8 protein-coding genes are annotated in these 9,778 nt (G+C 67.1%); all 8 read left to right on the forward strand.

All coding sequences use genetic code 11. The annotated features are described in order from the left end of the window. Positions 1-72 precede the first annotated feature (72 nt). Positions 73-957, forward strand: coding sequence for an ExeA family protein (locus GTP41_RS17170; protein WP_161026790.1), 885 nt, complete (start codon positions 73-75; stop codon positions 955-957). Next, a complete protein-coding gene (gene mshL, locus GTP41_RS17175) occupies positions 954-2,753 on the forward strand; it encodes a pilus (MSHA type) biogenesis protein MshL (protein ID WP_161026791.1) in 1,800 nt (599 codons plus the stop codon). The genes GTP41_RS17170 and mshL overlap by 4 nt, the downstream gene beginning before the upstream one ends. After that, positions 2,750-4,528, forward strand: coding sequence for a tetratricopeptide repeat protein (locus GTP41_RS17180; RefSeq protein ID WP_161026792.1), 1,779 nt, complete (start codon positions 2,750-2,752; stop codon positions 4,526-4,528). The genes mshL and GTP41_RS17180 overlap by 4 nt, the downstream gene beginning before the upstream one ends. Before the next feature lie 6 nt (positions 4,529-4,534). Next, positions 4,535-6,229 (forward strand): GspE/PulE family protein, encoded by a 1,695-nt coding sequence (locus GTP41_RS17185; protein WP_161026793.1) that lies wholly within the window; start codon positions 4,535-4,537, stop codon positions 6,227-6,229. Between the two features lies 1 nt (position 6,230). Further along, positions 6,231-7,427, forward strand: a complete 1,197-nt coding sequence (locus GTP41_RS17190; protein WP_161026794.1) for a type II secretion system F family protein — start codon at positions 6,231-6,233, stop codon at positions 7,425-7,427. 2 nt (positions 7,428-7,429) lie between these two features. Continuing rightward, positions 7,430-8,992: a hypothetical protein gene (locus GTP41_RS17195; RefSeq protein WP_161026795.1), complete on the forward strand. Its 1,563-nt coding sequence runs from the start codon at positions 7,430-7,432 to the stop codon at positions 8,990-8,992. Next, complete coding sequence (locus GTP41_RS17200) at positions 8,989-9,588, forward strand: hypothetical protein (RefSeq protein WP_161026796.1); 600 nt, start codon at positions 8,989-8,991, stop codon at positions 9,586-9,588. The genes GTP41_RS17195 and GTP41_RS17200 overlap by 4 nt, the downstream gene beginning before the upstream one ends. Continuing rightward, a partial coding sequence (locus tag GTP41_RS17205) for a hypothetical protein (RefSeq protein ID WP_202419768.1) occupies positions 9,585-9,778 on the forward strand: 194 nt, incomplete at its 3' end. The genes GTP41_RS17200 and GTP41_RS17205, both read left to right, overlap by 4 nt.

Consider the following 9,778-nt stretch of genomic DNA (forward strand, 5'->3'; position numbering starts at 1 on the left):
GCTACACGGGCGACGAAAACTTGCGGGAAGTGGTCAAATGGCAGGGCCAATTCCACCACCGGAAGCTCGCCCATGTATACGCAGCACTTTGGCTTGCACGAAGCACCGTTCGGCATCACGCCGAACCCGGCCTTCTTTTACAGCGGCAACGCGCGCGGGGAAATCCTGTCCGCCCTGCTCTACGCCGTCACCCATGGCGAGGGAATTGTCAAGGTGACGGGCGAGGTAGGCTGCGGCAAGACCATGCTGTGCCGCATGCTGGAGGCGCGCCTGCCGCACGGGGTGGACGTGCTCTACCTCGTCAACCCTACCCTCTGCCCGCAAGAAGTCCTGCATGCCATCGCCGCTGAGCTGGGTTTGGCAACCGGTGGCCGCCGTTCGGATGAGGTGGTGCGCGCGCTGCAGGCAGAGCTGATCGCGCGCCACGCGGCCGGCCGGCGGGTGGTCTTGCTGGTGGAGGAAGCGCAGGCCATGCCGCTGGAGACGCTGGAGGAGATCCGCCTGCTGACCAACCTGGAAACGGCCAGCAGCAAACTGCTGCAGATCGTGCTGTTCGGCCAGCCGGAGCTGGATGAGCACCTGTCGCTGCCGCGCATGCGGCAACTGCGGGAGCGCATCACCCACAGCTTTGACGTCCCCCCCATGCCGCGCGACCAGATCCCCTTCTTCCTGTCGCACCGTTTGCGCGCTGCGGGCTATCGTGGTCCAGAACTGTTCAGCCAGGGCGCGGTGCGCCTGATCGCGCGCGGTTCGCAAGGCATTGTGCGGCGGATCAACGTGCTGGCGGATAAGGCGTTGATGGCCGCTTTCGTGGATGACTTGCCTTACGTCAACTCCACCCACGTGCGCCAGGCGATTGAGGACAGCCGCTATTCGTGCGCGGTTGTCCCGGGCAATCGCAGTATGATCGTTTTCGATAGATTCCTGGCAACTTGTTTCCGGCGGCGATCAACATGAAGAACCTTACGGCTTCGCTGTTATGCGTCTTGCTTGGGGCTTGTGCGGCACCGCAGCTGCCCGTCTCCCCCGCCCATGTGGGCGAGCCGGCGCCCGTGGCCGGCGCCATTCCGGAGCCGGTGCAGCACAGTGCGCCTTTGCCTTCGCCGCGTCCTGCGCAGCGGCAGGAAACGTATAGCGTCTCGGTGCACCGGGTACCGGTGCAGTCGGTGCTGTTTGCGCTGGCGCGCGATGCGGGCCTGAATGTGGATGTGCATCCGGCTATCGAGGGCATGGTGACCTTGAACGCGCTAGACCAGACTTTGCCGCAACTGTTGGCCCGTATCGGCAAGCAAGTTGATATGCGTTATGAGCTGCAGGGCAAGAACCTGGTGGTGCTGCCAGACCAGCCTTACTGGCACCACTACCGCGTGGACTACGTGAACATCGCGCGCAGCACCAATAGCAGCGTGAATATCGCCACCCAGATCTCGACCACCGGCGGCTCGGCGGTAGGCGGGACGGCGTCCAATCCGGTGCCGTCCGCCGGCATGGCGCTGGGCGGGGGCAACAACAACTCAACGACTTCCGTCACCAACCGCTCGGACAACAATTTCTGGTTCAGCCTGGAAAAGAATGTGCGCGACATGCTGCGCCCCACTACGCTGGGCGACTCGCTGAGCGATCCGCTGGCACAGATGCGGGAGCAGGCGAGCGCCCTGCTGCAGCAGGCGCAGTCGCAGGGCGCGGGCGGGCCGGAGGGCGGCTATCCCGGCGCGCAGGCTACGGCAGCACAGGCGCGAACAGCAGCGGGGGCAACCGCCTTTGGGCCTGGCGCGGCGGGCCAGGTACGCGGTGCCGCCTCGGTCATCGCCAATCCGGAGGGCGGGCTGCTGTCGGTGCGCGCCACCAGCCGGCAACATGAAAAGGTGCAGGAGTTCCTGGACCTTATGCTGTCCGCCGCCAAGCGGCAGGTGCTGATCGAGGCGACCATTATCGAGGTCAAGCTCAGCGACCAGTATCAGCAGGGGATCAACTGGTCGCGCATCAATGGGCACGGAAAGCTGGGCCAGGGCCGGGTCGGCACGGCGCCGCTACCGTCGGGCATCCTGCCGGGCACTTCGCCGGGCTTCTTTATCTTCGACTACTCCAACCCGGTCACGCGCTTTGGCAATATCAGCGCGACCATCTCGCTGCTGGAGTCGTTCGGCAAGGTCAAGGTGTTGAGCAGCCCAAGGATCAGCGTCCTGAATAACCAGACGGCTTTGCTGAAGGTGGTGGACAACAACATCTTCTTCACGCTCAAAGTGACGCCTGCGGTGCTCACCTCCAATGGCACGATTGCCACGCCGGCCACCTACGAATCCAAAGTCGAAACCGTGCCGGTGGGCTTTGTCATGAGCGTAACGCCGCAGATTTCCGCGGATGATGAAGTGACCCTGAACGTGCGCCCCACCATCACGCGCATTGTGGACTCGGTGGAGGACCCCAACCCGGAACTGCACAAGCAAGGCGTCATCAGCCGCGTGCCGGTGATCCAGGCGCGCGAGATGGAGTCGGTGCTGAAGGTGCAGAGCGGCCAGGTCGCGGTGATGGGTGGCTTGATGCAGGATTCGGTGGACAACGCCAAGGATGGTATTCCCTGGGTTAGCTCATTGCCGGTCGTGGGCAACCTGTTCTCGTACCGCAATGAAACCGCGAGCAAAACGGAGCTGGTTATCTTCCTGCGGCCTGTGGTGGTGAAGGATGCCAGCATCGCTGGCGACTTCCGCGACTACCGCCACCTCATGCCCAACAGGCCGGCGGAGGGCCTATGAGCTTGCTCATGCAGGCCTTACGCAAGGCGGAGCGTGCCCGGGTGCAGAACGGGCAGGAGCCTGAGCCCGCCGAGCCTGCGCCGCCGCCCCAGGATGGCGGACCGGCCTTCTCGCTAATGGCCGACGCGTGGCGCCTGGAACCGCTCGATGCGGAGCCGCCGGTGATTCCGGCCCAAGAGGCGGTGCATGATCCGGTGCCGCCGCAGGCGCGGCATGAAACCCAGCGCCCCCGGGCGCCAGCTCCCGACCCGGTTCCGTCTTCCTCCGGCAGCAGTGCCGCGCCTGACTGGCGGGATGACGAGGGCCGCAGCCCGCCCCTTACCGGCACGCCATCTCCGCGCGCGACCGAAAGCGCGGTCCGGGCTGGGATGCGCGCGGCGGCGCCAGCGCGTGCTGTTGCGTCTTCGCAGCGGCGGCTGACAATGCTGGTGGCGGCCTTGCTTGGCCTGCTGCTGGTGTTCGGGTTGGTGTATTGGCGCGCCGTGTCCGGTCCGGGACCGGGAGCACGGTTGCCGATGGTGCCTATGCCGGCGCCCGGCGCAGCGCCGGTGGTCGCGGACGGCTTGCCGGCGGCGGCGGGGATACCGGTGGCGCCTTATGCGACGGCGCCAGGGCCGGGCAGCGGCGAGGCGGCGTATAGCGGCGGCGCGCCGGGGGCGGCTGGCGTGGCTGGCGCGGTGGGGCCGGCTGCCGCCGTTGGCGCGCCCGATTTCGTGCCCGGCGCGACCGCGCGTCCGGGAATCGGCAGCACGTCGGATTTGGCAGCCGCCGCGCCGGCGACCCGCCCGAACGTTGACGTCACCGTGCCCACGCCGGAACAATTGGCCGCCATCACCGATCCCGCCATCCGCGCCGAGGCGATGCGCGATGCAGCTGAAAGGGCGGCGCGCCAGGTGCGCCATGATGTCGCGGGTGCTGCCAGTGGAACCGCTGGAGTGGGCAGCGTCCCCGACGCTCCCCCTGCCCGGCCACTCCCATCCAACACGGCGGAAACGCCGGCGCGGAGCGCGAACCGGCAAGCTGGCGGCACGGAGATGCGCAGCAGGACTTCGGCCGCGGAACGCGCACCAGGGCAGGCGCGCAGGCCGGCCGGCGCCACGGGCAGCGCAACGGCAAAGGCGGCCAATAGCGGCGCGCGGTCCCTGCCGACGGCGGTCGGCGAGAATGGCGACGTGCGTTTTGTGCGCGGCGCTACGCCAGACGGCATCTCTCCCGCCATACAAAACGGCTACAACGCCCTCAAATCCGGCGACCTCACCGCCGCGCGCCAGCAATACGACCTAGCCCTGCTGCAAGACCCGAATAACCGCGACGCCCTGCTCGGCGCCGCCGCTCTCGCCCTGCGTGAAGGCGACGGGCGGCAGGCCTCCGGCAACTACCTGCGCATGCTGGAGCTCGACCCCAACGACCCGGACGCACTGGCCGGCCTGTCCGAACTGCGCGGCGGCGACCTGGAAGCGAATGAAGTCAAGCTCAAAGGCGTCGCCCGCAAACACCCCGACTCCGGCCCGGTGCAATTCGCCCTGGGCAACCTGTATGCGCGCCAGGGTCGCTGGCCGGAAGCCCAGCAAAGCTACTTCCGCGCCTACAGCGCCATGCCAGACAACGCCGACTACGCGTACAACCTGGGAGTGGGACTGGACCGCATGAACCAGCCGCGCCTGGCGCAAACCTATTACCGGCGCGCGCTGGAACTGGCGCAAGGCAGCCCGCCCGCCTTCAACGTGGAAACGGTACGCAAGCGACTACAAGCCCTGGAAACGCCGCCCCAATAAAGCACAATGGCCGACACGCAGAAAATCCCGCTCGGCAAACTGCTGATCCAGAAAGGCGTTATCAGCCAAGACCAGCTCCGGATCGCGCTGACCGAGCAAAAACGCAGCAACGCCCCGCTGGGCCAGTTGCTGATCTCGCTCGGCTTCGTCACCGAAGCCACCATGCGCGAGGCCCTGAGCGAAAACCTCAACACCCGCTCGGCCGACCTGAAAAGCCTGGTGGTCGATGCCGTCGCCCTCAAGCTGATCCCGAAGGACGTGGCCAAACGCTACCGCGTCTTCCCCATCGTCTACGAGCGCGACACCGACCGGCTGGTGCTGGCCATGTCCGACATCACCAACATCGTCGCGCTGGACCAGGTGAGCGCCATGCTGGTCAAGGGCATTACCCTGGTGCCGCTGCTGGTGAATGATTCCGATATCGCGCACGCCATCGACCACTACTACGGCTTTGAACTGTCGATCGACGGCATCCTGCACGAAATCGAAACCGGCGAAGTCGCTTTCGACGCGATGAGCGACGAATACAGCCAGCCCATGGTGCGCCTGATCGACGCGCTGCTGGCGGACGCGGTGCAGAACGGCGCCTCCGACATCCACTTCGAGCCGGAGCACAGCTTCCTGCGCATCCGCTACCGCATCGACGGCATCCTGCGCCAGATCCGCAGCCTGCACCGCTCCTACTGGCCGGCCATGGCGGTGCGCCTGAAAGTCATCAGCCAGATGAACATCGCCGAAACGCGCGCGCCGCAGGATGGGCGCATCTCGATCCAGTTCTCCGGCCGCCAGATCGACTTCCGCGCCAGCTCCCAGCCCACCACGCATGGCGAGAATATCGTGCTGCGGGTGCTGGACCGCCTGAAAGGCATCGTGCCGCTGGGGCGTCTGGGCCTGGCCGAGCAGGAGCTCGACATGCTCAAGCTGATGATCGCCCGGCCGGATGGCCTGATCCTCGTCACCGGCCCCACCGGCAGCGGCAAGACCACCACCTTGTACTCCATCCTCAACCACATCAACACCGAGAGCATCAACATCATGACGATGGAAGACCCGGTGGAGTACCCGATGCACCAGATCCGCCAGACGTCGGTCAACGAATCGGCCAAGCTGGGCTTCGCCGAGGGCATCCGCTCGATGATGCGGCAGGACCCGGACGTGATCCTAGTGGGCGAGATTCGCGACAAGGAAACAGCCGACATGGCGCTGGCCGCCGCCATGACCGGGCACCAGGTCTATTCCACCCTGCACACCAACTCCGCCGTCGGCGCCATCCCGCGCCTGCTGGACCTGGGCGTGGTGGCCGATGTCCTGGCCGGCAACATCATCGGCATCATGGCCCAGCGCCTGGTGCGCAAGCTATGCCCGCACTGCCGCCAGCCGGTGCAGGCCGACGAGCTGGAGCGGCGCCTGCTTGGCCTGCCGCCGGACGGCCCGGTTGTCACGATCTACCGCGCCGGCGCCTGCGACCGCTGCGCCCACCAGGGCTACAAGGGGCGCATGGCGATCATGGAGCTGCTGCGCATGAACGCCGAATTCGACGAACTGGTGGCGCGCCGCGCCCCGGCGCGCGAGCTGCGCAACGCCGCGCGCGCCGCCGGCTTCCGCTCCCTGGTCGATGACGGGACGCGCCGCGTGCTGGAGGGCGCAACCACGCTGGACGAGGTGTCGCGCGTGGTGGACCTGACCGAAAGGCTGGCCTGATATGCCGCAATTCATCTACCGCGCCATGGACGCCAGCGGCAGCATCGTACCCGGCAATATGGACGCGCTCAACGTGCCCGACCTGGAACTGCGCCTGCAGCGCATGGCGCTCGACCTGGTCGATTGCCGCGAAACCCGCGTGCGCCAGTTGCGCATCAGCGGCCGTGCCGTGACGCGGCGCGACCTGATCAACTTCTGCTTCCACCTGGAGCAGATGAGCAGCGCGGGCGTGCCCATTCTGGACGGCCTGCGCGACCTGCGCGACAGCACCGACAGCCTGCGCCTGCGCGAGATCATCACCGACCTGGTGGAGAAGATCGAGGGCGGCCTGCAGCTCTCGGGCGCACTGGCCTTTTATCCCGAAGTGTTCGACGTGAGCTTCACCAGCCTGGTGCGCGCCGGGGAGCAAAGCGGCAAAATCAACGAGATCTTCCACGATCTGGCGGAGAGCCTGAAATGGCAGGACGAACTGGCCGCGCAGGCGCGCAAGGCCGTCACCTACCCGGCTTTCGTACTGCTGATCGTGAGCGGCGTGGTGTTCTTCCTGATGATCTACCTGGTGCCGCAGCTGACCACCTTTATCCGCAATATGGGCCAGGAGCTGCCGCTGCACACGCGCGCGCTGATCGCCGTTTCCGACATCTTCATCCGCTACTGGTTCCTGCTGCTGGCGGCGCCGTTCATCCTGTGGCAGGCGGCGCGCTGGCAGCTGCGGCGCAGCGAACGCAGCGCCTTTGCCTTTGACCGGCTCAAGCTGCGCCTCTTTCCCGTGCTGGAAAAACTGGTCATGGCGCGCTTTGCCACCTATTTTGCGCTGATGTACTCGGCCGGCATCCCGGTGCTGGACTGCATCCGCCTGTCCGAGGGCATCGCCGGCAACCGGGTCGTGGCGCTGGCCATGCGCCGCGCGCGCGAGCTGATTTCAGAAGGTCAGCCGATCGCGGCGGCATTCAAGCAGGTGGGCCTGTTCCCGCCGCTGGTGGTGCGCATGCTGCGCGTGGGCGAATCCACCGGCGCGCTCGATGCCACGCTGCGCAATGTGGCCTACTTCTACAACCGCGAGGTGCGCGAACGCATCGAGCGCATGCAGGCCATGATCGAACCGGCCATGACGGTGATCCTGGGCTTGCTGCTGGGGTGGATCATGCTGTCCGTGCTGGGCCCGATTTACGACACGATCAGCGCCATCAGGATCTAGCCATGACGCGCAAACTCATACTCCACCTGACGGGCGACAGAATGTGCTGCTGGACGCGCGAACGCGGCCCACTCGCCGCCGGCCCCTGCTTCGCGCCCGACGCGGCGGGCTTGCAGGGCTTTGCGGCATGGCTCGAGGGTTGCCAGGATACGCCCGCCCTCTTGCTGGTCGACCTGGTGGAGGAGGATTTCCAGCGCCACCTGCTGCCCCACGTGCCGGGGCGGGCGGGCATGGCCATGCGGCAGCGGCGCCTGGCGCAGGCCTGGCGCGAGACCCCGTTCCGCAGCGCCTTCGTGCAGGAGCGCGACGAGGAAGGCCGGCGCGACGATATCGTGCTGTTTGCCGCGCTCACCAATCCGGCCATCCTGCAACCCTGGCTGGACGTGCTGGAGCAGCAGCAGGTGCCGCTGGCGGCGCTCTATTCGCCGGCTTTGCTCAGTGCCGGCCTGCTGACCGACGACGACCGCAAGGTGCCGCACCTGCTGCTGGTGACGGAGCATGCATCCGGCATCCGGCAGACCTATTTCCAGTGCGGCCAGCCGCGTTTTACGCGCCTGGCGCAGGCCGGCGCCAGCGCGGAGCAGGAAGCCGAGCGCACACGTCAGTTCCTGGCCAGCGGTCACATGCTGCAGCGCGAAGCGGTGCTGCAGGTGCAGGCCTTGCTGCCGCTGGCGCGGATTGCCACACGGCCCGCGCCAACTGCCGCCCACCCGGCGCGCTTGCTGGACTGGCGCGTGGTGCCGCTGCAGGAAGCCGCCGCCCGCTTGCGCCTGACTGCGATGGACAGCGCCGATGAGGTGCTCCTGGCCCTGATGGCGCGTAGCGCGCCCGACAGCCATTATCCCCTGCCCGGCCGCCAGCGCTTTTACAGTTTGTGGCGCACGCGCCGCGCACTGTATGCGTCCAGCGCGGTGCTGGCGGCATGCTGCGCGGTGTGGAGCACGGCGAACGTGGTGGGCCATGTGCTGGCGCACCGCCACACTGGCGAGCTGAAACAGGAGGTGCACGGCTATACCCGAGGCTACCAGGCCAGCATGTCGAGCATGCCGCCCGCAGTCGACAGGACGGCGAATATGAAGGCGGCCGTGCATATCGCCCAGATGGTGGCGCGCCAGGGGCCGTGGCCGCAGGCGATGATGGCGCACCTGAGCGAGGCGCTGGAGCGCTCGCCGCAGATCCGCCTGACCCAGCTCGATTGGCGCGCCAATGCGCCGGGCGCGGTGCCGGTGGTTGCCGGCACCGCCATGTCCGGTGTGGCGGGCGCGGCGGGCAATCCGGCGCTTGTGGCGCCGCCATCGTCCATGCTGATCGGAATTCCCAAGGCGCCGCCGCAGCAGCTGCGCTTGCAGGCGGAGGTGCTGGTGGAGCAGGATGACTATCGCAGCGTGCTGCTTAGCATGAACCGCTTTGCGCAGGAGCTGGCGCGCACGCCGGGCATGCAGGTCGAAGTCGAGCAACTGCCATTCGATGTGCGGCCGAATGTGCGCCTGGCTGGCAAGGCAGGGACGCCTGATGGCCTTGGGGAGCGCGCCAAGTTCACCCTGAATGTGAGGTGGTCGCCATGATCCTGCTGCGCGAATTCGCTTTGCTGCGCAATGCGGTGCTGGTGTTCCTGGCGACGCTGGTGGTTTCGCTGGCGGCGGTGTCGGTGACGCTGTGGCAGCTGCGGATGGCGCGCATTGCGGAGGCGGCGCAGTTGCTGGAGCGTGACGCGGCGCGCGCGCGGCTGGCGCATGCGGAGGCGGAGAAGGAGGAGATCCGCTTGTACCAGCCGCAGTTTATGGAACTGCGGCGCCGGGGTTTGGTGGGACCGGAACGGCGCCTGGATTGGGTGGAAGCGATCCGCCAGATCCAGGAGCAGCGGCGCTTGCTGCCTTTGTCGTATGAGATCGAGGTGCAGCAACCGTACCGGCTGGAGACTGCGCTGCCGACCGGGGACTACGCGTTGCTGGGCAGCCGTATGGTGCTGCATATGGATCTGCTGCATGAGCTGGATTTGCTGAATTTTCTTGCCGACTTGCGGGTGGCCGGCATGTTTGCGGTACAGGATTGCAGCATCCGGCGCACTGCCAAGGCGCCGGGGCTGAGCGCCGATTGCACCCTGAACTGGCTGACGCTGACGCCCACCGCCGCTGCGGCCGGGCGGGGGGCGGCGCCATGAAGGTTCTTCTGCCGGCTTTGCTTCTGCTGCTGGCGGCGCAGGCCGGCGCGCAGAGTTTTATCAGCATGGGGCGGCTGTTCACCACGCCCAGCGAGCGCGCCCAGCTCGATGCGCAGCGGAGCCAGGCGCCCGCCGGGACGGGCGCGGCGGCGGCCGGCGGCGCGGGAAGCCTGGTGCCGGGGATGCCGGC

This window comes from Pseudoduganella guangdongensis, from assembly GCF_009857475.1.
Lineage (GTDB): Bacteria > Pseudomonadota > Gammaproteobacteria > Burkholderiales > Burkholderiaceae_D > Rugamonas > Rugamonas guangdongensis.